A 23,570-nucleotide genomic window follows, 5' to 3' on the forward strand; every position below is an offset into this window, starting at 1 on the left:
TAAAAGCTTATACATAAACAGGAGGAACATATGAGAGGGAAAAGAATGAGAAACAAATTTAAAAAAGGAATGAAAATTTTATTCATTCTAGCAATCTTATTTTCAAATGGAGGTTTTGCAAGTAACTCAAGATTAGCCTATGCAGAGAATCAGCCATCATCTACAGGCAGTAACACACCTGCACAGCCAGAAGAAGAAACAACTACTAATCAGAATTCTGTTGGAACAACGACACTGGAGGAAAAGGCTCCAAATGCATCACAATCAACCAATAATGACTCTGGTCCGAAAGACGGGGAAAATTCTGAGAATAAAATAGTTACAGAGGAGGACAATGGTTCTCCTGTCATTCAGCATACTCCTGTTACAGAAGTAAAGGCTTCAGAAGATGTTGTGATAGCTGCTGAGATTACCAATGCTACCGAATTCAAAGCTACACTTCATTATCAAGCTTCGCCAGATGAAGTATTCCACACCATTCCAATGAATCTAGTAGATGGCTCATCCTATCAGGCTGTCATCCCGAAAGAGCAAATTAAAATAGACTCTCTAAAATACTATATTACAATTAGCCAATCAGATCACGAAATCATCTACCCTGAGGGCGACCCGTTTGAAGTATCCGTTTCTCATGAAGCAAGTATACAGGAAAATGGTGTGCAGGAAGATGGAGTAGATTTTAATAGTCTGCCGCACCTCTTAGTTACGGAACTATCGCCAAACTCAAGCGGATCCGGAACTGATTATTATGAGTATTTTGAGCTGTACAATAATACAAATCAGCCACTGGATTTAACGAATTACTCATTTATCTATCGGTATACAGATACAGGAAATGAATTATCTTTTCAAATCCCGGTGACGACAATTGAACCTCAAGAGACACTTGTATTTTGGTTTAATAATGGAGACAGAACGCACGCAGATTTTAACACAAATTTTGGAACAGCATTATCGGAGGAACAGGTCATTCAATTTAAGGATGTTTTTCCGGGATTCGCTAATGGGGGGAATCGTGCGATTGTCATAAAGGACCCTAGTGGCGCTGAGGTAATTTCAGCCAGTTATCTGTCCGGTGAAACAGATAATGCAGGTGCCGTTGTGGAATACAAATATCCGACAACAGGCACTGAAATGGTCAAGCATCAAGTCTTAACGCCGCCAACACCTGGTACGATTGAAGCCATTCAAGTACCGGAAACGCCAGTAACTTTACCAGACCTCCCAGAGGACGTTGAAGCACCTGTCATTACACATGGACCAATCACAAGCAGTGAGCCTTTGACATCCATCCAGATTGAAGCAACAGTGACAGATAACCTCGCTGTCCGAGCGGTTACTCTTTATTATAAAAAAGAGAGTGATGCTGATTTCACATCGATACCCATGAGTCCTAATGATCAAACATACACAGGAGAAATTCCAAGCTTTCAAGTGTATGAACCTATTGTGTACTATATTCAAGCATCAGACGGTGTAAACTTTACCAGCACAAATGAATATACGATTCAGGTGGTTCAGCCAGAGGTTGATTATACAAGTATTCCTTATTTACTAGTTACAGAGCTTGTACCTGATACCACAAATGTCGGATCAGCTGATGGCTATGAATTTATTGAAATCTATAATAATAGCAATCAAGCAATTAATTTTAAAGATTATAAAATGTATTATAGATATGGAACCGACCCAGGTACAGATGTCGTTTGGCCCTCCGTTCCCGAGGAAGTGGTAATCCCGGCTGGAGAGACGCTCGTGCTTTGGATTATCAATACGCAAAATAGGGAACAAACAGTTGCTGATTTTAATGCAAATTACGGTACCAGCTTAGTTGAAAATGAAGACATTGTTCGAATCTACAGTGACGGTATGGCCAATGGCAGTATGCGCGGGCTTGTGGTTGGAACCAACACGCATAAAGAAATTTCTGTTTCGTATTACAATGATGAACCAAATGTCGATGATACGTATGCAAATAAAGGGATTATCTTCGGGTACCCAACTGATAAATCTACTGTTGGTAAAAAGATTGGCGTCCTAGATGCTACGCCAGGCAGGGTCGAGGGCTTCCAGGTTCCAAGCGAGCCAGTTCATTTAGAGGCAGACACTGTCCCGCCCACCATTGAAAACCTAACCAATCTTACAGAGGTTAATCAAAAGGATAATATTGATATCACAGCTAATGTAACGGACGATCAGGAAGTAAAATCAGTTCGTCTATTTTATAAAGTGGATAACCAAAGCACTTATAAAGAAGCGATTTTACAAGAAAATTACGATGACTTGCTGTACCACCACACCATCTACTCCCCTGATTTAATCGGGAATCAATATGTTGAGTATTATTTTGTGGTATCTGATGGCAGTACAGAGGTCAAAAGCGATACCTATCGGGTAACGATTACGAATGACCTCGATTCCTCTAGTCTTCGATTAAATGTAAAAAGTGATGAAATCCTGCGCGGTGAAAAGGAACTCAAGGCTACATCAGCAACAGATGCTCCAGCAGACATTAAAATGTTCATTGATGGTAAAGAGGTTACAGACGGGTTGTACCAATCGGTAGAGCATACGGCTTACTTTGCTTTTGATGTAAATGGCCTCAATACCTATTTTCAAAACGCCGTGACAATGGGAGAAGAAGTTCTATACCTCATGGATGACGATTGGCTAACTCAGTGGAAAACGTTTAGCATTCCAATTGAACCTGAGCGGCTGGCAGTTGGAGAAACAGTTATTACCGTTCGTTCAGGAAACAAAGCATCTCCGTTTGATTTAGATTCTGCCGAAAATCGAGATGATTATGATTTAAAAAATGTTCGCTTGGTGCTGGCTGATGGCACCATTATCAGGGATCCTGCCTACAGTGACCCGTCTCGAATTCTTAAAATGAATGACGCGAACCCATTTGTTGATTTTACCTTCACGATTACCGAAAAAGAAGCACACTCAAAAACCTATAAGTGGGACACTGCCTCTGTATCCGATGGCAAACATGTAGTGATGGTACAGGATAAAGACGAAGAGGTTAGTACAGAGCTAGTAGTAGACAATACAGCACCGACTGTCAAAACCAGCCTGAAGAACGGAAAGGAATACAAAGGCGCCTTTTCCATTGATGTTGATGTAAAGGATAAGTTATCGGGTGTTGAGAGCTACAAGGTTATGCTAGATGGCAAAGATATTCAAGTGCCTTTTGAAACATCTTCCGCGGAGCTGACTCCTGGAGCACACGAGCTGCTCATCACAGCTTTCGATAAGGCGGGAAATCAACAAGAGACGAGTGTTCAGTTTTCCGTTGCAGATGAAAATCCAAGTGAGCCCGAAGTTGTGTCACCAGCTAATAATTCGATCGTTGACGGTGACCCGAGATTACAGGTAAAGGTTACTGATCCAACAAACGATAAGTTAGATGTTACTTTTTACGAAGGGTATAAGTATGACCTGAATACTGATACAAATGTAAAAGGGTTTAAACATGCAACTGAGTTTGAGCCGCCATTGGAAATGGCTCCTGAAGGAGAACAAGCTTTTACCACTAAGGATATACAGCTTGTCTCTAAGGCAGACGGGAGCTATTTAACTTCAGATTCCGAAACCCAATTCCCTTATCATCGCTTTGATGTTACGGTTGACGAGTCATTAGACGAAAATGATCGCGTCGAACTTTATTGGAAAGGGAATTCGCTTGAGGGCAGAAAAGTATCGATGTATGCATGGAATCACAGTTCCAATCAATGGACATTAATCGACTATAAAATTGCAGGGACTGAGGATTTTCAGCTAAAGGGACTGGTCACTGTTGGTGACTATGTAAAGGATTCAAAAATAAATGTTCTTGTCCAAGACGAGATTCCGAGTACGCCAGACGATTATGATTACACATTTGTCTGGATGTCGGATACACAATTTTATTCAGAAAGCTTCCCTTATATATATGAGCGACAAACGGAGTGGATTGCTGAAAAACGAGAAGAACTAAAGATTAAATATGTGTTCCACACTGGTGATTTAGTTAATAAATCAAACCAGGAATATCAATGGAAAAATGCGGACACCTTTATGAAAGTGCTGGATGACCACCAGATCCCATATGGCGTGCTTGCAGGGAACCATGATGTGGATCAAGTAAGCAATGACTACACGGAGTACTATAAGTACTTTGGCGAAGATCGTTTTAAGGATAAGCCATATTACGGCGGATCTTATTTAAACAACCGCGGACACTATGATTTAATTTCTGTTGACGGAAATGATTTCATTATGGTTTATCTTGGCTGGGGTGTGACAGATGAAGGGATCCAATGGGTAAATGAAGTGCTTGCGGCACATCCGGATCGAATGGCGATATTGAACTTCCACGAATATTTGCTCGCAACGGGATCTAGACACCCGCTTGGAGAAAAGCTCTACAATGAGATTGTGCTGCCAAATCCGAATGTCATTGCCGTCCTCAGCGGTCATTACCATGAGGCACAAACCCTAGTGGATGAAATCGATGACGACGGTGATGGTGTCGCAGATCGTCAAGTAACACAAATGCTTGCTGATTATCAGGCAGGACCTGAAGGCGGTCAAGGCTATATGAGACTGCTTCATTTCGATCAGGACAATAATCGGATCTTGGTGAATACGTACTCCCCTTACTTAGAGGACTATAATTACTATGATCCAGGGGCATATCCTGGAAAAGATGAATTTGTTATAAATCTTGATCTGGCCCCAACTCAAAAGCGAGTTGCAACCGACTATTTTGCAGTTAATATCTATACAGACCATGTGATTAATACGGATAAAGTAAAAAGCGGGGATATTGCTGAAGCAGTTTGGAACGGATTAGAGAGTAATAAGGCTTATTCATGGTATGTGATTGTCGAAGATAGGTATACAGGGAGAACGATTTCTGATATTTGGACGTTCGTAAAAGGAGAAGAAAACGATGGAACAGACAATAAATAGAAAATAGGCAGTTCTGATTCTGAGTAAGTATTAGAGCAGTATTTATCAGGGCACCCAAGTGTGGGTGTCTTTTTTTAACAACTCTTCGTGTATAATATACATTTTATGAAAAGTATGCATACCGTTGTAAATCACCGCTTTGCCTGTACCCCTTAATAATTTTATTCGTTATAGTATGCAAGAGTTAGTAGTTATTATCAATGATTGTAAACTATTGTTAACTATTGACTTTTTTATTGTGTTTGTCCGTTTGAGGTGGTTCCTCCATCCAACCATGTTTAATCATAATTTTTGCTCCTTCATGAGCATATTCAAAAATATCCTTTAAAAGGATTGACATTTTTGCTGGCAAATCATTTCTCAAACTAAATGCAGTACCAACAGAGTTTCCTCCAATAGAGAAACTACAAAAAAGGCTAACACAATACATCATGATCTTATCAGAAAATGGTGCTAGTGTTGATGTTGTGACATTTCCTCCGGCAGTAGCAGGTATTTGCAAATTGTTTTCTAAAAAGATTTCGTTTAATTCTTTTACAATCCCTTTAGCAAGTTCTCCACCCTTTGTAAAATACTTGCGAACATCGTTATTTTGAGCACATTGAGCAAAGCCGAAAATCATATTCATTCCCATGACATTAGATTCGATGGCGTGGTATATATGAGCAATTTCTACGGTATTTAAAGACCGTTTTCCACTTATCGGATTAAGTCCCCCTAGGTATTTTGTATCTTTTACAAACTCAACTGATTTTTGAACGGAAACATAAGGTGAAGTTTGGAGTAGTCCTTTGATAAGTAAATACTGGGTGCATTTGTCATAACACCTTTGAGTGATAACAGAAAGCTCCCTAAACATTTCAGTAATATCTTTCCGGTAAGCTATTGTTAAATTTAATGCATGCATTCCCATACTTATTTTCTTAATTAATCGTAAGAACATAATGTCAAATCCATTATCATATAGTTTAGGAACATCAATATTTACATCTTCAGAAGTAAATCCAACAGGGACTGGTACTTTCTCTTTTTGAAAAATAGTAACAATTTTATCTGTATAGGGGTTAATTTCATCTGAAATTTCTTTCATAATCTCTTTTGCTTCCCCATCGTCGGCCTTATTTATAAAATAATCTAACATTCTCATTAGCATTGTTTGTTGTTGATAGGTCATCCATAAGATTCCTATTTCAGAAGAACAAATTGAGGGTGTTTTATACAAAGTGATTCCTCCCATTTTTGTGAACTATCTTAGATTTATTTTTAACTAGGAGAAGTTAAATTATTCATAAAAGGTAAAATATCACACCATATTTATCATAATACCAATGCCCGTTTTTGCATTCAGTACACCAACGACTTACCATGTTACGATTTATATCGACAAGCAACTAAAGACTTATGCCAGTCTCGTTAGCTTCTTTTATTACCTGTAGTATAAATACTTTTAAATGTTTTGTTCGTGCCATGATGTCTGCATCATTGGTATATCTAGCAGTATAGAATATATTATTCTTATTGTCCAAGTTCATTTTGGGGCTTATGAGATACAACACTTGTTTTTACTCGTTATATTCAAAAATTACTTAAATTAGAAGCAACGTCAAATGGACAATGTTTGTTTTAGTACAAAGACATTAAAGAGTTAACTAGCACATGGTTTGAGTCTCTTGTTAGTTATATCCTTTTCTATGTTCAAAAGTAGAATTAATAATTAATATTTTCTTTCCAAACCCCTATATATCCTTCTTTAAACCAAGAAGTAAGTTGTACTAAAGCTTGATACCATGCCTCTTCCTTGGTATTATAACCGTTTATTGATGAATTGTATGAACTTGCTAGGTCAGGTCTATGATAATAATGGCTTGTTGTAAAAAAGTACTTTCCTTTAATATTTCGGGTTATACGAATTTTGATTAGTTGATTTTCAACGTTTACTATATATTCTCCAATTACTTCATATACATCAGAAATAATTCCAAAGTGTGAAAAAATATCTTGCATGCTATTCCCTCCATTCTTCATTTATTACAAAGAAATTTTAATTATATTTTCTTAGTAACCATGCCCCTACCATTTGTTACCATCCTATCCCTTATAAGCAGCAGGTGGACGCATCTAAAGGTAGTATTTACTTGAGAATGGTCTTTGGACAAAGGAATAGAAGACTTATGTCCTTTATTTCGTTCGACTCACTTAATAAAAACGGGTACCTAACTCGCTTTGCCTGAGCGTTGACTGCACAAGAAACTGGCATGGCCTCCTCCACCACCTGGTCTTTTCAAAAATGAAAACGCCCTGTTCATCAAACTTGACACCCATACTGTACCAGATAAATCTTGGTGTTACTTTTTAAAGATGCTATATAACCGTTCCATCTGGGTTTCAAATTAGGGTTTTAGCGGTTGGTTTATAAACTTGATTCAGTGTTTTTCCTTCTAGAGATTCATTAACCTTCCTATAATGTTCTTTCTCTAACCACTCCCAAAAGCGTTCATTTAAATCCTTTAAGGAGTGGACATGGTTATCATGTAAAAGTGGATAAAACCTGGCTTGAAGGTTTTATCCATCCTCTCAATATACCTTTTGCCTAGTGTGGAGCTGGTGTATGCATATTGTGGTATTTCATATTGACAAAAATTCCCATTCAGGAATTACATACCCTACTGGGGTTTATTTTTTCAAAATATGGATATTTTTTTGTGAATTTCGATGATTTGATCTTGAACAGCTGGAGATAGAATTACTAATTTCCTCGAACTTCAAGATTCTTTGGTTCTAATGCTTCAAACCCATTTCTACAATATAAATGAACTCCTGTAAAAGGTCTAACATGGTTCTGATGTGTACTGAAAAAAGGATAAAGAAATCTGTTAGAATCGATATTTATACTTAACAAATCAAACACCTAATTCGACTTACTGGAATCTCGATAGTTAAATCCTCTGTGAACTCCAAACCTCCACTAGAACCCGTCCATCCCTATATTTTTTACATAAAAAGATTTTTCTCAAGATCATTATATAATTTAAATACCATCACTCGTTCACCAGTACGAGAGCTTATATCAGTATGAAAGCTCTTCACTTTTTCTCCAGTTATAGTTAATATAATATTTTTAAGAACTTCTATACCTGATTCAACTAATTCCGAACGAGTTTTTTTTATAGTTAAAAGTCCCTCTTTTGTTTCACAAACGGTATATTCAGCTGGTGTTAAAATACCTTGTAAATTCACAATTATCATATCCCGTAATATATCTGTTTTTACAGATACAGACCCGCGCCCAAGAAAGTCTTTTTCCCATTGAGTAATTGCTTTACTTATTTCAGATTCATAAGAACCTTTAGATATTTTCATAAAGTATACATCTCCTATAGAAAAAAATTAGTCTACTACTTCCTTCACTAGCTATGCCAAGAGGGAGACCAAGTTCATCCATTTCCATTCTTGCTTTTTTCCAGAGAGTTTCTATCGCTCTATCTCTTCAGAAAAAGTTCCTAACAGGTCTGTATTAATCTTATTTGGGACTTGCACAGAAACATTTTAAGAATTTTTAAAAGGATAAATCATTGCCTGCTGTTTCCCATGCATTGTAGATAGATCTGCCTTTTCCCCCATGTACGGGTTCATAGAAGTTAACTTCCCCTTCCGTTTCTAAATGAAAGTGTGATCAGGTAAGTTTTGACGCTGTTTTATTAGTAGGAACCTCCACAATTGAGGATTTTCCATCCTTATTATTAACTATTAAACCACAAACTTTAACATAGGATGGTACTAAAGGATGGTGACGAATGATATCAACACTCTTTTCGATACTGTCAATGATATTTTCATTTCCATTTAGCCATTCATCAACCGTACCACCTGAAAATTCAGGCATACAATTTTGAAATAGATATTCTAATGTTTGTATTTTATCTTTCATTGGTACATTAACTGTGGCAGTCCTCTTATCTTTTGTTCCTACAACAAAAATTTCCTCGACATTTTCCTGATAAATAGCAATGATAACAGACCTCATTATATCTCCATAAGGATGTGAGATTAAGGTACCATAGCTTTGTAAAGTCAGCATGTTTTCTGCTCGAATATTAGTCACTTCTTGTAAAATAGGCTTCAACCCGTTTTCAATGTCCGTTAAAAATAATGCTTTTTTATTTTTATTTAAATCCATATCGTACACCCTTTCTTTATTTTTATGAATTTTATAAATGAGTAACAAATTATTGATAAATGTTTATTTTTGCAGTTACCAGTTTTTCCAACGTCCTTCTGGATTAACACTAGCAAGTCGAACCCATCCATTTTGAACTTTTTCTCGAAATGCTGAATCATTATTTAATAACCGTTCTACATATTCGCTAGGTGCCTGTATGACAATCAGCAAACGAAGAGGAGAATGATAAGCCTCGTGATCTGATTGCATAACGGATTGCCAAGGTAGTCCGGCTAATAAGTCACTTGCATTCCCCTGCATAACACCGAGACCTGCTGTAACGGTTTGAGTTGCTTTATTCCCACTACCATAATAATGAGGCGCTACTGTTGAAGCGTAATATTGAAGATTAATCCATTGGGACACCGTTCCTGGTCCTGCAATGATGTTAGCTAGGAGATCACCACTTTCATCCTCTTTCCAATCATAATTATGAAGGAAAACTCTACCTTCCAAGTCACAATCCCGAGTTAGTTCACGTTGTCCGATAATAAACGCGGCATTACGAGCTAATCCCCATTCCGGACGATTCTCACTCCAATCTTCCGCAAATCGGTGTGCCTCTGCCTTCGGATTTTTATGTTTTTTTTGGAAATTCGGTAATTGGGCCAGACGTTCTGTATTTGCATTATGACTCACTTTTGGCATAATAGCTTCGATACGATCAAATGCTTCTTGTGCAGCTTTTGAAAGTTCTGGAACATAAATCCAATGCAATTCATCGACCGTTGTTTTATGTTCAGCGGCTACGAAAACGGTGTCCTTAGGGATTTTAATTCCTTCAGAAGAAAGCTTTTCTCTTACCTCTGGAAAGTTGCATAAAGTAGCTAAAACTCTAGCATTGAATCCACCTGCAGCTCCACCGCAGGCACCACATTCGAGAGCAGCGGCATAAGGATTGTTGGTACTTTTACTACCATGTCCGCATATTACGACTAATGGTGCGAAATTCTTTGTTAATCCCATCATTTTCAGAGCCTGTCGCGCATAATTGACTTTTTCTTCTTCTGAAAAACCAACAGGTAAATCCGCTTCTGGATCATGAACACGATTAAGCGAGAGAGTTGTATTAGGTTTGCGTAACCAAGTCTCACGAAGGTTACGAATTAGACGATCTGTTCCTCTTGGAATAAAACTACGTGCTACCATTTGCAGACTAAGCCAAGGTCCACTTAGCTCAGGCAAAAGTAAACTCGCAAGTACATTCTGTTTCATCGTTTTAAATGTATTGTTTAAAGAATAAACTGCCTGTTTACGTTGTTGATAAGATTTGAGTTCATTTTCATTTGCAGACTCTTTTATTTTGTGTTGAGGCTTTAGTATAACCGGCAAGGAAGAATGGCTATGATTACTCCCGAGTTTACTAGTTGCAATCGGCAAACTAAAGAAACCGGCAATTCCAAACGTTTCGAACGGACCTTCTTTTTCAAGATGACGACGAAAAGGTTCTGATCGTACATCAATGCAGAATGCAAATTGAGCTAATGCAGTTTTTTTATCGTTTGACTCACGTTGTTTAGAAAAAATCTTCTGACTTAATTGATTTGTATATGTTTGTTCCCAAGCTTCTAACCAAAGTTTCCTGCGTAGCTTATCGTCAAAGCTGTAGGCAAATGATAAATATTCGTTTTGTTCAGCGGCTGACATCTGTGACCATTCCTCGATTGTAAGGTCCCCCCAATGGATCCAAGATGCTATAAGGGGAGTAATCGAAACTTTTTTTTCAGTTTGTTGCTTGGCAAACGGTAAGTAAGGCTTTATAAGCGCCCACTCCATGGAAATTCGAACTGCTAAATATTCTGTTAGGAGTGCATGTTCATGGCTCGATTGTCGGGAGCGCCAAAGCATCATCCCTGCCCACCCTGGTAAGGAAAGTAAATGACCTTCAAGATAAGGCTGTATCTCTGATTCAGGTATTTCTAGTACGAATAACGCTTCTTTTAAAGCCATGTGTGCATCTTTTGGCCAACCTTTTAAACTTTCACGTTGCTTTTTACTAAGTGCCGGATCATATTGAATAAGACGCTGCCAGGCACGATAGAAACCTTCCTCACGATTTGGCATTGTCCAACCTGCTTGAGAGTCATCAAGATATAATTTACACCACTTGATGACATGATAATCGAGAATATTGACTAACCTTTGACCATCTTTATTCTCTATATGCGAACTTATTGGTTGCATTGGAAAATTCTCGAAACTATCCGTATTCAGTCCACTAAATTTATCTACCAATATTTCCAATTTGCGTGATGATAAAAGGTTAGAAGGTAATGGATCTAATTTTAGTGCAGCATAACAAAATCGCTCTGCCACGTCCCGTGGGATATTAAAGGAATGTGAATCAAGCCAACGTTGAAGCCCCATTTTCACAAAAGCTTCATCAATCTCACCTTTACTCTTTGCTGAAAGGATCATAGACGCACTAGGATATATATCAATTTCACGAGTATTTTTTAGCCAATCTGCAACCTGGTCAAAAGATTGCTTTTCAAGTCCCATCCATGGATTTCGTGCTGCAAAAGTAGAAATAGGCCATAGTGGTGCAATCACTCGGCTAGCAGATTCAATTAAAACGTTAATATCACTTTCTTGAAAATCCATATCTGTATCTTTCTTTTTTACATTTTCTTTAATTAATACGGATGTTACGCCCATCACTGATGACCTCCTCGTGATAAGTATTGTTTAAGGTAGTTTGGATGACTCTCTACTGCCTTTGGTTTTGCTTCACCTAATCGTACTAACCAAAGATAGAGTACTGCAAAGGAAACAGATGAACGATTACGAGCAACCCACGTACCTAAAGCACTACCAAATAGTAAAAGAGATACGACAATGATGACAACTGAAATGGGAGGTTGAGCCCCTTGAAAAACGGTTGTATGCAACCACTCATAGAAGAGGTTATGAATGATAAAATAAACGATGGCAGCTACTATTAAAAATGATAAGCCAGCAATTCGACCTATTCTCCCCTCTCCCAAAGCTACTAGCTGCGTCCAAGAAACGGACAATGACCACCCTAAGATTAGCGCACTAATCAATTGATACCCCTCCCCAGGAGCCATGAGCCAAAAAGCAAGCCCTACAACCAAAGCTAATGTTCGACCAGCCATAATCAATAAATAGGATGACCGTTCATTAACGCGAGTCGATACTTCGAAACGACGTACAGCCGAACCAGCCTGTAAAAACAGCGTAGCTTTGAACAAACCATGTAAGATAAGATGAATAATGGCTGCAATATACGCACCTAATGCACACTGAATGAGCATAAACCCCATTTGTCCAATCGTGGAGCCTACTAACTGACGTTTATAGTCAACCTGCACTAAACTAATTCCAGATCCAATCAATACAGAAATGCTTGCTAGGATAAGTAACATAATCGAAGCTATATCACCATTAAAAAGAGGTGAAAATCGAGTTAGCATAATCCCACCTGCATTTACTAAACCTGCGTGCATAATCGCAGAAACAGGAGTCGGAGCAACAACAGACTCAATTAACCATCTTTGGAAAGGCCACTGGGCTGCAGGAATTATCACTGCTAATATAATCAATAAATTAATCCCTGTTATCTCCCATGAACCAAGTTGAGCTAAACTATCATTTGTTAGAACTAATGATAACTGCCATTGACCTAAAGCTTGAAAAAGCCAAATGATCGCGAATAACAGAGAAAACCAACTTAACATAAATAATCGACCAGAAACCTTGGCTGCTTCACTAGTTACTTTCCAAGCAAGGTTTAACCTTATAAGTGAGGTTAAACCGAAGAGGGTTGCTCCCCAAAATATAACCATCAAGCGGAGATCATCACTTAACCATGCAATTGAAGCAACGCTTGTAGTGAATGTGAATAGGGTAAAATACTTACGATAATGGCCATCTCCCATTAAGTAACGTACAGAAAAACGCTGAATGATTAAACCAATTGCAAGAACAAAGAAAGCCATTAACCAAGCTAAGGAATCCAAGGACCAAGGACCAGCATTTCCATTCACACTAGAATTAGCAAGAGCCACTAAGGAAACCAAAGGTGGTAAAGCCGAGATACAAATATGAATGCGAACAAAACTCAAGGGTACTCTTGGATGTAAAAACAATAGTCCACTTAGCCCAGAAGCAATAAGCATAATAAAAAATAATGTTAACAATGATGGCAAACTCAGCGAAGCTAACATTTCAAATTCTCCCTTTTTTATGGACATTAACAGACTAAAAATCCTTTTAATTAAGTTGATTTTATTCCTAGATTATTTGCCTCTTTTATTGGTTAAATGTTTTTTCAATAAAAAAAGCCAACAACTTCAGCAATTCAATGATGCATTTAAATCATTGAATTTTGAAAATTGTCGGCTTCACTTCAACTAACTTTATGCAAAGTTTTTTGAAGAGCTACCTATTTATCAGTCATTTGACATTATGTTTTAAATTCCTTCTAAAGAAAACATCATTTTAACTTTCATAAAATAAATTGATTTCGTTACTCTTCCTTTTTTATTTAGGATACTTCTTCATCCAGTCAATATAAAATATTAAAAGAATGCTGAAAGCCTAATTATTTAAAAGGCGAAATAATATTCTGTCGATTATTAAGTTAAGTAAAAGATATGCCAAACTATAAATATTGTCAACAAAAAAGCTCTGAATTTTTCTTGATTACTGACAACACTATGCTGAGGGAGTTCAAAAACTTCAAGGTAAATCCAAGTGTTTCTTCTTGTATAAGTGAAAACCATACGCTGGCGTATAGTTCCGGAAAACTTAAAGCGATGTATTAAAAAAGCCCACTCCTGGTGTTACAATAAATTTCGGTTCGCCAACCAAATTTATGTAACAAGGAGGAACTCTTATGTCATCTGACATAAACAGTTTAGCACATACTAAATGGAATTGTAAGTATCACATAGTCTTTGCACCAAAATATAGAAGACAAATCATATACGGAAAGATAAAACAAGATATTGGACAGATTCTAAGACAGTTATGTGAAAGAAAAGGTGTAGAAATTATTGAAGCAACAGCATGTAAAGATCATATCCATATGCTGGTGAGTATCCCGCCAAAAATAAGTGTTTCATCATTCGTGGGGTATTTAAAAGGTAAAAGTAGCTTAATGATATTTGATAGACATGCACATTTAAAATATCGGTATGGCAACAGAAAATTTTGGTGTAGAGGTTTCTATGTTAGATACAGTAGGGAGAAATAAGAAAGTAATTGAAGAGTGCATTCGAAATCAAATACAAGATGATATAGTCGCAGACCAATTGAGTATGGAAGAATTTATAGATCCGTTTACAGGAGAAGAAACAAAAAGGAAAAACAAAAAGAGATAGGAGAAACCCTTTTAGGGTTAGCCGGAAAAGCAGTACGGTTAGCGAACTATTCAGAGCCCCTTGAAGGGCTGGCCAGCGAAGACTTTTAGCCGCCAAACAAACAATCCGTTTTGAACTACACCCCAATTGTTAGACACACAAGGTGCATTTATATGCCTACATTTAACATAGAGCAAAAGATAGAATCAGTTGTTCGTTATCAACAGGGAACGGAAGAGGTAAAATCTATTGCAAAATCTATAAGAGTCCATCATACAGTCTTATTAAATTGGATTAAACAATATGAACATCATGGTGGAAATGCTTTAAAAAGCCCATACATCCTACACAACACAGTCTAAACCAGACGTACTAAATTATATAAAAGATACAGGGACGTCTATAAGGGAAGCCGCCACTATATTTAACATTGCGACACATGTTTCGAGTTACATGGAGTAGACGCCCTAAAACCAACAAAAAGGGGCGTCCACCAATGAAAAAAGAAACAAACAAATCTCAACCAGTAAAAGGTTCAGAATAGGCGTTACGGGCTGAAATTGTACGTTTACTTATGGAGAATGCCTATCTAAAAAGTTGAGGCTCCATTTCTAGAAAAGGAAAAATTATAGAACAAGACAGAGCGCAAGTAGTTTATGAATTAAGGCATAAATTTAAAGTTATCGATCTTGTAAAGGTCGCTGAAATTGCGCGTAGTACATATTATTATTGGGTAAAACAAATGGATCGTCCAAATAAGTACAACGGAGTCAAAGAGCTCATTCAGGAAATTTTTGATGGACATCAAGGACGATATGGATATCGCCGCATTACGTAGAAATACGTAATCGAGGTTTAAGAATAAACCATAAAACAGTCCGTCCCTTGATGAATGAAATGGGATTAAAATGTGTTGTGCGCACGAAAGTATCGTTCATATCATGGGAAAGTATGTGAAATCGCTCCAAATATTTTGGAGCGTGATTTTAAAGCATCTTAAGCCAAATGAAAAGTGGGTAACGGATGTGACAGAATTCCACTTACATGGAGAGTATTTATATTTATCCCCCCATTCTAGATTTAGATTTAACGAGGAAATCATTGCTTATAACATAGAAAGAGTCCTGTTCCTGCTAGTTTCAAAAATGTTATACAAAGCTTCTGACCGTTTAAAAGAGGGAGACGCCCTCATCCTCCATTCTGATCAAGACTGGCATTATCAAATAAAACACTACCAACATGCTTTAAGAGAACATGGGATTACTCAAAGTATGTAATTGTTTAGATAACGCAGTCATGGAGAATTTCTTTGGCTTATTAAAGTCCGAATTACTCTATTTAAAAGAATTTAAGGGTATGGAGCATTTTAAAGTAGAATTAGAGCTATATTTATTACTATTATCACAAACGGATTAAGGCAAAATTAAAAGGCATGAGTTCGGTTCAATACCGAAATCATGCCCAAGTAGCTGCCTAAATTTCTGTGTCTAAAGTTCATCAGAAATTTGCATCCATTTATTCTTACTTTCGGTTTCATTTAACCATAGACCTAGCTTCGTTTCATAGTCATTACGAATCGTTGTTTAGACAATCAACAAACACAAGAGGGTAACAGCTGTTTAAAGGATGATCTTGCCACTCTTCTAAATCAGGGAGTACTGAATCTGTAATATCGGACACCATTTCATGAGATACAGAGAAGCCATAGATGTCTTCTATCGTGGAAGCTATGTCTCGTTGAGACATTCCTCTTACATACATCGAAATGACCTTATCCTCGATAGAGGATACGTCTCTTTTACGCTTTGGAATCAGCTGCGGTTCAAATGAACCATCACGATCACGGGGGACCGCAATTTCAACTTCTCCTGTCGTCGTTTTCACGAACTTTTTGCCATATCCATTTCTTCTATTGCTTGTTTCTTTTTCTCCCTTGTCATTTGATTCATAGCCCAAATGATGATTCATTTCACCTTTAAGCATCGACTCAAACATAGGGCCAAATATGTCTTTTAATGCTTCTTGCATATCTTCTACAGATTTAGTTTGGTACTGTTCGATAATCTTGTTAGCTAATTCTACGGAGTTCGGATCTCTTTTCAATTTCCTCATTGAAACACTCCATAAGCTATATACTTATTATTCTATCAAATAAAAAACTGTATGAGTAAGGAACCGTACGTATTCCTAACTTACACAGTTTATATTACACTCCCATCACTTCACGGGTGGATATCATTTCAACAAAAACACCCTTTCTCTCAAGTACAATCCTTCACAATCTACTGTTGGTTTGTTGTAAAAATAAGACAACTTAATTTTTATTTTGCAATTCGATTAAACACTTTAAAAACAGATTTCTTTTCCTCTTCCAATAGTTTTATAAACGCTTTGTCCATATTCCCTATTTCTCCGACATTCACAAACACATCAATCAATAGTTCATCTGTCAAGCATTCATTTTCTTTGCCCCCAAATTCATTTGATCAATTGTAGGTATTCTCTAGGAGGAATATTTCGTATAGTGATTTCTTTAAATACGAATTCGATAAAGTCATTTCCTAGTTTCTCCTCAATTGCTTTTCGATAAATCGCCAATAACAAATCATCCTCTACATAAAACCAAAGTATAAAACAATATTTTGCAACCTCCTTTTTTGTCTTTCACAATTATTATCCCCTTGTTTAGGAAAAAATATTTCTTCTACATCATCCTCAGTAAATAGCTTATAGCTTTCACTTACCTTCCACGTAGTAATGTAGTTCAAAAAACTTGAATAAAATAAGGGTATAATTATATCTTTTTTCTAATTAATTTATTACGGTCCATTGTACCTGGCGGTTGTTCAAGCCAATGGTGTTTAATCATGATATCGGCTCCAGTTTTGGCATAAAGCCCAATTTCCAATGAAAGTCGTTCATAATTAATGACTAAATCATTTCGTTGACTGGCGGCAGCTGCTGTAGCGTAATTTCCCGTACCAGTTGCACTTAAAAGTGACATATGAAACATTAATAACTTATCTGAAAATGTTTGAGTAGTCGAATTGCTTACAGCAACATCGGGTAATTTAGGTGTTGGAATATCATTGTCAAGCAGTATTTCAGAAAATATCTTAATGTGTTTATTGGCTATATCTTTTCCGCGCAGCATGTAGTCTTGAATTTCTTTGGTTGGAGAGGTCTGGGCAAAACTCACGGCTAACATAACTCCCATTGCATTGGTTATGACATTCATGTACAAATAAGAGATTTCCACTGCGTTTAATGGTCGTTTGTTCGTAAATGGGTTTAATCCGCTATAATATTGTTTACCTTCCACAAAATCTGTTTTTTTCGGCACTTCCAAATAAGGATGCTTCGCCAGTATTCCTTTCGAAAGAGCAATTTTATTAGTTTGATTAAAAAGTGTAGACGTATCAATTAAACCTTCCGTAAAGAAATTACTGATATCTTCTCTTGTGCTCATAGCAACAAATCCGCTGTATGCCAACATTCCGACTCTAGCCATGTGATTCACATACGTTAGACAGAATATATCAGAAAAAAGCCATGGAGCCTCCATGTTCACGTCATTTTCGGTAAAACCGTTAGGTACAGCATACTGTTCTTGATCAAAAAGGTTTTTCAAAAAATCCAAATGACTTGATGCTAGATTATAGGCATATTCTATAGCAGGTTTTATGTCTGTATCTTTAAGATGCTTAAGCATAAACCCTAAGACACATTTTGACATACTATCATTCATATACGAAGTCCAAAGACTTCCGATTTCGGCCGAAGTTAAATAAATTTTATTTTCATTAACCATATTAGCCTCCAAAAAGAATAAGTTCATTTATATTATTCTTTGCAATTAACTGTTAATTATACTGGCGACTGGTTTTGCTCATAAAACATCAATAAAAAGGTATCAATCCCTTATTGGTTTACCATGCCAGATAATAAAAAAGCGTTTCCTCGTCAATCTATAAAGGTTTACGTTTTACTATTAAAAAATACAATGAAGAAACAGACTTCCTTCTGCACGAACTAATTGAGCCTTGAGAAGAAATTTGGGCATTAAATAAGTTGCCTTAAGTTATATAGTTGCTCCACCCAGTTCAATCCTTGTAGTTGGATCCAACTGTTTTTGACTTAATGCTTGCTGGTCACTCACGTTGAATTCTTTCAAGAGTTTTCATGGAGGAGAAAGTAGCCCACTTCAACCTTTTTTCCATTTGTTTTCATCTCTTCGCTTTTGCTCGTAAGTCAACATCTCCATTAAAATGGCTGTACAGGTTAATTCCTTCGTTTCAGCTTCTTTAATTAACGAAGGTAATTGATTCGCTGTTTCAGCTAAGCGCAAAGCACTTAGAAGACTTTGTAGGCTGCTCTAGTTGGCTCATGATTGACCCTCCAATACAGCGACATACTCATGGACATCCATCGTTTGAGTCTTTGTCTCCATTAAAGATTGGCTACCGGTATGAAGGGACTTTACACTTTTGGCGTTGGTGGTAGTACCTGTAAGTGAAATCGAGCGTTGGCCGTCAAGGTGCTGAATATAATCGGTGAAATCTTTGCACTAAACAGCCTTTCTCGACACAACTTTTTAATGGCTGATCTAAAAGAGTAGGTTCATGTACCTTCATTTGTCTGGATATTACCTTCACTAATCACTTATATACCTTGGCTTTTTTCTTTACGAACTAGTTCTAGAAAATAGTGGGCAAGCTTTACATTACCAAACTGATGGGCAAAGGAGTTGATATACTCTTCAATGCCTTTTGTGCGGCCGCGAGTATGTTGCCGATCCTGAATAAGCTTTCCTTCTCCTTGATAAATAAGCTGCTTCGCCCTTACAGGACCTTCAGCTGACTCTCGAATGATTAGCTGAACTTCTAATGTTTCCTATACATATACTTGAGTATGCTTATCAAACGTTCCTAAATGAACGGAGTATTGGTTTAAACCGTAACGAATCGTATTGTCCTTTCGAACAGTTCTTATTATACTTAAATTGAGTTTGATATATTTAATTTTTGATTGACCTATCGAAGTGTTTCTCTACTTGATACACTTCGATAGGTCTTTGTTTGTGTGGTGTTATGCAGTTTATAGTTTCCTGTCCGGTTCAGCCACTCCCAGCGGTTTCATTCCACTTCTCAAGCCCATAATAAACGCGATGTTGGGCAAAGTTATGTTTAATAAATCCAACGATATTCTCAATTTTCCCCTTGCTTCCAGGGTCTGCTTTTCGACAAATGTTGAAGTTCAGCTTCCTTTCTTGGCAGTATAACTGAAATTCTTCCGTTAGAATTAAATCCCCGCCATTTTCACTTACAAATAGTAAACTATCTTGATCATAGGCAAGCTCTCGAGGAATCCCACCATACCATTCAAAAGCATTTTCGTGCGTACGAATGACATCACGTGTGGTAAAAGGTCTATCTAGCCACTCCTTATATTTATAACGATAGTGAGAGAGCACACGCGCAATAAAGTAGAGCTTTATATGTTTCCATTCCAGTGTTTTTTTGAGTGGTTTGTCCAAAATTAATAGAGATGAAAAAAACATTACTTTTTTAAAGATTCATGTTATTAATTCCCAAATTTTCGAAAAAGGGAAAACCTAAGAAAAAATAGCTTTCTATCATTCATACCCGAAATAAAATCATGGTGTATTTATTAGCATTTATTAGCGTTCTTTATAGATATTTTAATAAACGTTTCCTATGACAGAGTAAGATTGGCGCTGTTTCTTGCTATTTTGTAATCATCATTTTTAGTTTTTTGAATGCATTGATCTATAAAAAATATGGATTAATTTTATCATGTTTTTAACTGAGTCACTTGCAACCGTGTTATTTTAATTAACTTTATGGATTATACACCTTATCATATATTTTATTTATTTTTCGAGCCATTCATTCGGAAAAATTACTATCAAAAGCAGAAAGCAACGAGGAAAAGACTATAAAACAAAAGCAGTAAATAAAACAAACCTTGTATCAGACCAAACAGACCGTGAAAAACTTAAATATTTTTAGCAGATTAAATCAAAATAAAAAGGAAGTCAGTTTATCCAGCCAAAGCGCCCTAACGTCATTCCACCAAATGAACCAAGCACTTGAAAAGCAAACAGATTTCATAAAATCGATCCATTTAAATATTAATAACGTATCTGATGAAATTGAAAAAATCCTAATCTGCAAATATGAAAAGAGCAAAGCGACACCAAAAAAAAATCATCGGACACTCAAAAACGTACATTCAAAAACTGAATTTTACCCTTTGTATTGGAACGCACCTTTCAAAATAACGTAGAAACAAGCGAAAAATAACACATATAACCTAATATATAGAAAGAATCATCAAAACGTCCATGAAATAGCAGAAATAACAAATCCTCCCGATTTAAATGCATCCATTGAAGCTGCGAGTGCCGGAGAACATGGAAAAGGCTTTTTTCTTCTATCAAAAGTATAATGAGAGATTTTTAGAAGAATTAACAAGCATAAACGAATGGATCGGTTATCTTCAGAACTTCATAAAAGATACAAATTACATATTTCAACCCTTTCAGCGCATCAGAGGAAAACACAGCGACACTAGAAAAAATTACATCTTCTTATGAACAAATCAACGCCAGTCTTGAAAGCATTGTTATAGATTTTACGATGAGGAAAAAATAAAAGTGACTAACTCTGTCGCTTTTTAGTTGGAAGTGTCCTCTATTTTAATCTAGCGAACAACGAAAAACCTTCTTTAATGCCGTTCATGTGCTCGAAATATACAACTAATTTCCGGATTGTCAACAACATTAATTTCAGTATTGGTATTGATAACATAATTGCTACTACTAATAATAATCTATTAAACTTGTCTAACATATGTTTAAAATTACATATCTTTATAGTAAAATATTTTTTAGTTTATTTTAAAGGAGTGATTATCTACTGATGATAGTTGAAGAACAAGAGTTAGATTTTCAGCAATTATTGGATTTTTCATTAGATGCAATTTTTGTCATTAAAGAAAATGAGATCATTTATGCTAATAAGTCAGCTTTAGATTTATTAGGTGGTAATTCTCAACAAGAGATACTGAATGAGAAATTCCAGAAGTATTTACACCCAGATTATTATTTTGTTTGTAAAGAAAGACTGAAAAAGGTGAGAGAAAGGCTACATATAGCCGAACTATTGGAACAAAGAATTATTAGGAAAGATGGTGAGATAATTGATGTAGAGGTCATGGCAACACCTTATAAATTTAAAGGTGAAATATTGGCACAAGTCATTATTAGAGATATTACGTTAAGAAAAAAAGCAGAAAAACGATTATATGATGCAGAAAAATTATCTGCAATCGGGGAAATTGCGGCAGGTGTTGCTCATGAAATCAAAAATCCTTTAACAGCAATAACAGGATTTCTTCAGTTGCTAAAATCTGAGATTGAACATCCATATTTGGATATTATATCAAATGAATTAGATAATGCTTTATCTACGCTTACAAATTTACTTCAAGTTGCTAAACCTGATCTAGATAATGAGCCTTCTATTACATTTAATTTATGTTTAGAATTAGAAAGATTATTATTTTTATTTCAAGACCAATTTTATCGAGTAGAGATTGAAAAGCGCCTTTCGGATAAAGAGCAAAAAATAATGGGAAAAAAGAATCTGTTATTAAAAGCCTTTTTCAATTTATTAAAAAATGCGTTTGAAGCGATTGAAGACAAAGGAAAAATCATACTAGAACATTACTTTAAAGATGGATTTATACATATTAAAATTTCAGATACGGGCGTTGGTATCCCGGAAGATAAAATAAAAAAATTAGGTACACCATTTTTTTCAACTAAAAGTGAAGGTACTGGCATGGGATTAACCCAAGTTTTTCATACAATACATACTCATGGTGGAACAATTGATATTCAAAGTGAAGTCGGAAAAGGAACAGATTTTTTAATCAAAATTCCACTATTATAATAAAATATGTCAAAAAAAGTCGCATAAAATTCATGCTGTTTTTCACATCTTTTATCTTCTATGTTAATAAGGAGGTGATAAGACTTATTCTTTTGAACGAACGTATAGGGGTGGCGTCAGGAAAATGCGGATTTACAACGTTAAGGAAGTTAAATATCTAAAAGCCTAATTTTTCAATTAATTATGAAGAAATTAGTTTTTTTCGTTTCTCAATTAAAGCGGCTGATTGTTGAATATAATTTTTTTTGTTGAACAGTATTGTTGACTGTGCAACAAGTGAATCTTTGTTTTTCCTTTTTCTTATTGAACAACTTTTCTATAGTTTAAGTGAATACTTTCACAAACATTAACAAAAATCCGTTTTCAGATAAAAAAACGGATTTTTCTTGTAATTAATTTACTATTTTTCAAGTTCTTTTCCCCAAAGTTGAACCGGTCACGTATTGATAAAAAAACGAGGTTTCTTCTATAAAATAACTAATAGAACGATGGCTTTCCAAAATCGTAATTGGGTTCACTTACCCCTAAGCTTTCACGAATATATTTCGTATCATCATCCAGTAAGTCCAAAATTAAACGGCCAACAGCTTGCCGTGTAACTTGTGCACCTCAAAAGGTTCCTCTTTTGAAGTTAGATGATAATCTTCTCCCACCATTGCATCATTCCAACGACCACACGCACCAGGTACCTCATTATAAATTCCTAAAGCTGTTGCACCAATAAGACGTTTTATACCTGCCTCATGCATTGCGGAAACAATAGACTGTGTTGCACAAGCGTCAAACATGTCATTTAAATAGACAACATCCACTCCAGACATTGCATCGACAAGTTTAGTTTTCTCTTGAAAGTCTCCAGAAATAATTTCCACTCGTTTACTTATCACTTTTAAACGAGAATGTGCACGTCGTGCATAAAGAACAATTTCTAAGTCTGTTTCATTAAGTAATTAGATGATGAAGATAAAACCAAAAAAATACAGGAAGTTCTTTTGAAGGTGTATTTACAGAATTATGAAAGCTAATGGTTGTAATGTTTAGATGATCATTACATGCCCAGCTTAGTAATCAAAAACTCCTGAAAAA

12 protein-coding genes and 4 pseudogenes are annotated in these 23,570 nt (G+C 36.2%); 4 read left to right on the forward strand and 12 right to left on the reverse strand.

Annotated elements, in window-relative coordinates; translation table 11 throughout:
• The first annotated feature begins 30 nt into the window (after positions 1 to 30).
• Positions 31 to 4,959: a lamin tail domain-containing protein gene (locus MLE14_RS00290; RefSeq protein WP_243296250.1), complete on the forward strand. Its 4,929-nt coding sequence runs from the start codon at positions 31 to 33 to the stop codon at positions 4,957 to 4,959.
• A gap of 217 nt (positions 4,960 to 5,176) precedes the next feature.
• On the opposite strand, the gene MLE14_RS00295 is transcribed toward MLE14_RS00290, so the two are convergent.
• The 6 genes and pseudogenes from MLE14_RS00295 to MLE14_RS00320 form a co-directional block, all read right to left on the reverse strand.
• Positions 5,177 to 6,181, reverse strand: coding sequence for a DUF3231 family protein (locus MLE14_RS00295; RefSeq protein WP_243296251.1), 1,005 nt, complete (start codon positions 6,179 to 6,181; stop codon positions 5,177 to 5,179).
• Positions 6,182 to 6,666: 485 nt separating this feature from the next.
• Positions 6,667 to 6,963, reverse strand: coding sequence for a hypothetical protein (locus MLE14_RS00300; protein ID WP_243296252.1), 297 nt, complete (start codon positions 6,961 to 6,963; stop codon positions 6,667 to 6,669).
• Between the two features lie 987 nt (positions 6,964 to 7,950).
• Positions 7,951 to 8,319 (reverse strand): DUF2294 domain-containing protein, encoded by a 369-nt coding sequence (locus tag MLE14_RS00305; RefSeq protein ID WP_243296253.1) that lies wholly within the window; start codon positions 8,317 to 8,319, stop codon positions 7,951 to 7,953.
• A gap of 297 nt (positions 8,320 to 8,616) precedes the next feature.
• Positions 8,617 to 9,136: pseudogene (locus MLE14_RS00310) on the reverse strand (carbonic anhydrase).
• A 75-nt stretch (positions 9,137 to 9,211) separates the two neighbouring features.
• Positions 9,212 to 11,836, reverse strand: coding sequence for a DUF2309 domain-containing protein (locus MLE14_RS00315; RefSeq protein WP_243296254.1), 2,625 nt, complete (start codon positions 11,834 to 11,836; stop codon positions 9,212 to 9,214).
• The gene (locus MLE14_RS00320; protein WP_243296255.1) at positions 11,836 to 13,368 is read right to left on the reverse strand and encodes an NADH dehydrogenase subunit 5; all 1,533 of its coding nucleotides are present in this window, start codon (positions 13,366 to 13,368) and stop codon (positions 11,836 to 11,838) included. The genes MLE14_RS00315 and MLE14_RS00320 overlap by 1 nt, the downstream gene beginning before the upstream one ends.
• A gap of 671 nt (positions 13,369 to 14,039) precedes the next feature.
• On the opposite strand from MLE14_RS00320, the pseudogene tnpA reads away from it, so the two are divergent.
• Positions 14,040 to 14,526 (forward strand): annotated as a pseudogene (gene tnpA / locus MLE14_RS00325) (IS200/IS605 family transposase).
• A gap of 152 nt (positions 14,527 to 14,678) precedes the next feature.
• Positions 14,679 to 15,982, forward strand: a pseudogene (locus MLE14_RS00330) (IS3 family transposase).
• A 13-nt stretch (positions 15,983 to 15,995) separates the two neighbouring features.
• Here the strand turns inward: MLE14_RS00330 and MLE14_RS00335 are convergent.
• The 5 genes and pseudogenes from MLE14_RS00335 to MLE14_RS00350 form a co-directional block, all read right to left on the reverse strand.
• Positions 15,996 to 16,617 (reverse strand): annotated as a pseudogene (locus tag MLE14_RS00335) (transposase); the annotation flags it as partial.
• A 209-nt stretch (positions 16,618 to 16,826) separates the two neighbouring features.
• Positions 16,827 to 16,958: a hypothetical protein gene (locus MLE14_RS00340; protein ID WP_243296256.1), complete on the reverse strand. Its 132-nt coding sequence runs from the start codon at positions 16,956 to 16,958 to the stop codon at positions 16,827 to 16,829.
• 25 nt (positions 16,959 to 16,983) lie between these two features.
• Positions 16,984 to 17,109 (reverse strand): sporulation histidine kinase inhibitor Sda, encoded by a 126-nt coding sequence (gene sda, locus MLE14_RS22665; RefSeq protein WP_390627896.1) that lies wholly within the window; start codon positions 17,107 to 17,109, stop codon positions 16,984 to 16,986.
• Positions 17,110 to 17,299: 190 nt separating this feature from the next.
• Positions 17,300 to 18,316: a DUF3231 family protein gene (locus MLE14_RS00345; RefSeq protein WP_243296257.1), complete on the reverse strand. Its 1,017-nt coding sequence runs from the start codon at positions 18,314 to 18,316 to the stop codon at positions 17,300 to 17,302.
• Between the two features lie 1,305 nt (positions 18,317 to 19,621).
• Positions 19,622 to 20,065 carry a hypothetical protein gene (locus MLE14_RS00350; protein WP_243296258.1) on the reverse strand — a complete coding sequence of 148 codons (444 nt, stop codon included), beginning with the start codon at positions 20,063 to 20,065 and terminating at the stop codon, positions 19,622 to 19,624.
• Positions 20,066 to 21,449: 1,384 nt separating this feature from the next.
• Here MLE14_RS00350 and MLE14_RS00360 point away from each other — a divergent pair.
• Positions 21,450 to 22,484 (forward strand): two-component system sensor histidine kinase NtrB, encoded by a 1,035-nt coding sequence (locus MLE14_RS00360; RefSeq protein ID WP_243296259.1) that lies wholly within the window; start codon positions 21,450 to 21,452, stop codon positions 22,482 to 22,484.
• 572 nt (positions 22,485 to 23,056) lie between these two features.
• Here the strand turns inward: MLE14_RS00360 and MLE14_RS00365 are convergent.
• Positions 23,057 to 23,410 carry an NAD(P)H-binding protein gene (locus MLE14_RS00365; protein WP_313897721.1) on the reverse strand — a complete coding sequence of 118 codons (354 nt, stop codon included), beginning with the start codon at positions 23,408 to 23,410 and terminating at the stop codon, positions 23,057 to 23,059.
• Positions 23,411 to 23,570 lie beyond the last annotated feature (160 nt).

The sequence above is a fragment of the Bacillus litorisediminis genome, assembly GCF_022808645.1.
Lineage (GTDB): Bacteria > Bacillota > Bacilli > Bacillales > JC228 > Bacillus_BF > Bacillus_BF litorisediminis.

Excerpts from the sequence above, each read along its gene's own strand:
- MLE14_RS00305 (WP_243296253.1), bottom strand. The coding sequence starts at position 8,319 with ATGAAAATATCTAAAGGTTCTTATGAATCTGAAATAAGTAAAGCAATT.
- MLE14_RS00360 (WP_243296259.1), top strand. The coding sequence starts at position 21,450 with ATGATAGTTGAAGAACAAGAGTTAGATTTTCAGCAATTATTGGATTTT.
- MLE14_RS00290 (WP_243296250.1), top strand. The coding sequence starts at position 31 with ATGAGAGGGAAAAGAATGAGAAACAAATTTAAAAAAGGAATGAAAATT.
- MLE14_RS00350 (WP_243296258.1), bottom strand. The coding sequence starts at position 20,065 with ATGTTTTTTTCATCTCTATTAATTTTGGACAAACCACTCAAAAAAACA.
- MLE14_RS00345 (WP_243296257.1), bottom strand. The coding sequence starts at position 18,316 with ATGGTTAATGAAAATAAAATTTATTTAACTTCGGCCGAAATCGGAAGT.
- MLE14_RS00315 (WP_243296254.1), bottom strand. The coding sequence starts at position 11,836 with ATGGGCGTAACATCCGTATTAATTAAAGAAAATGTAAAAAAGAAAGAT.
- MLE14_RS00300 (WP_243296252.1), bottom strand. The coding sequence starts at position 6,963 with ATGCAAGATATTTTTTCACACTTTGGAATTATTTCTGATGTATATGAA.
- MLE14_RS00320 (WP_243296255.1), bottom strand. The coding sequence starts at position 13,368 with ATGTTAGCTTCGCTGAGTTTGCCATCATTGTTAACATTATTTTTTATT.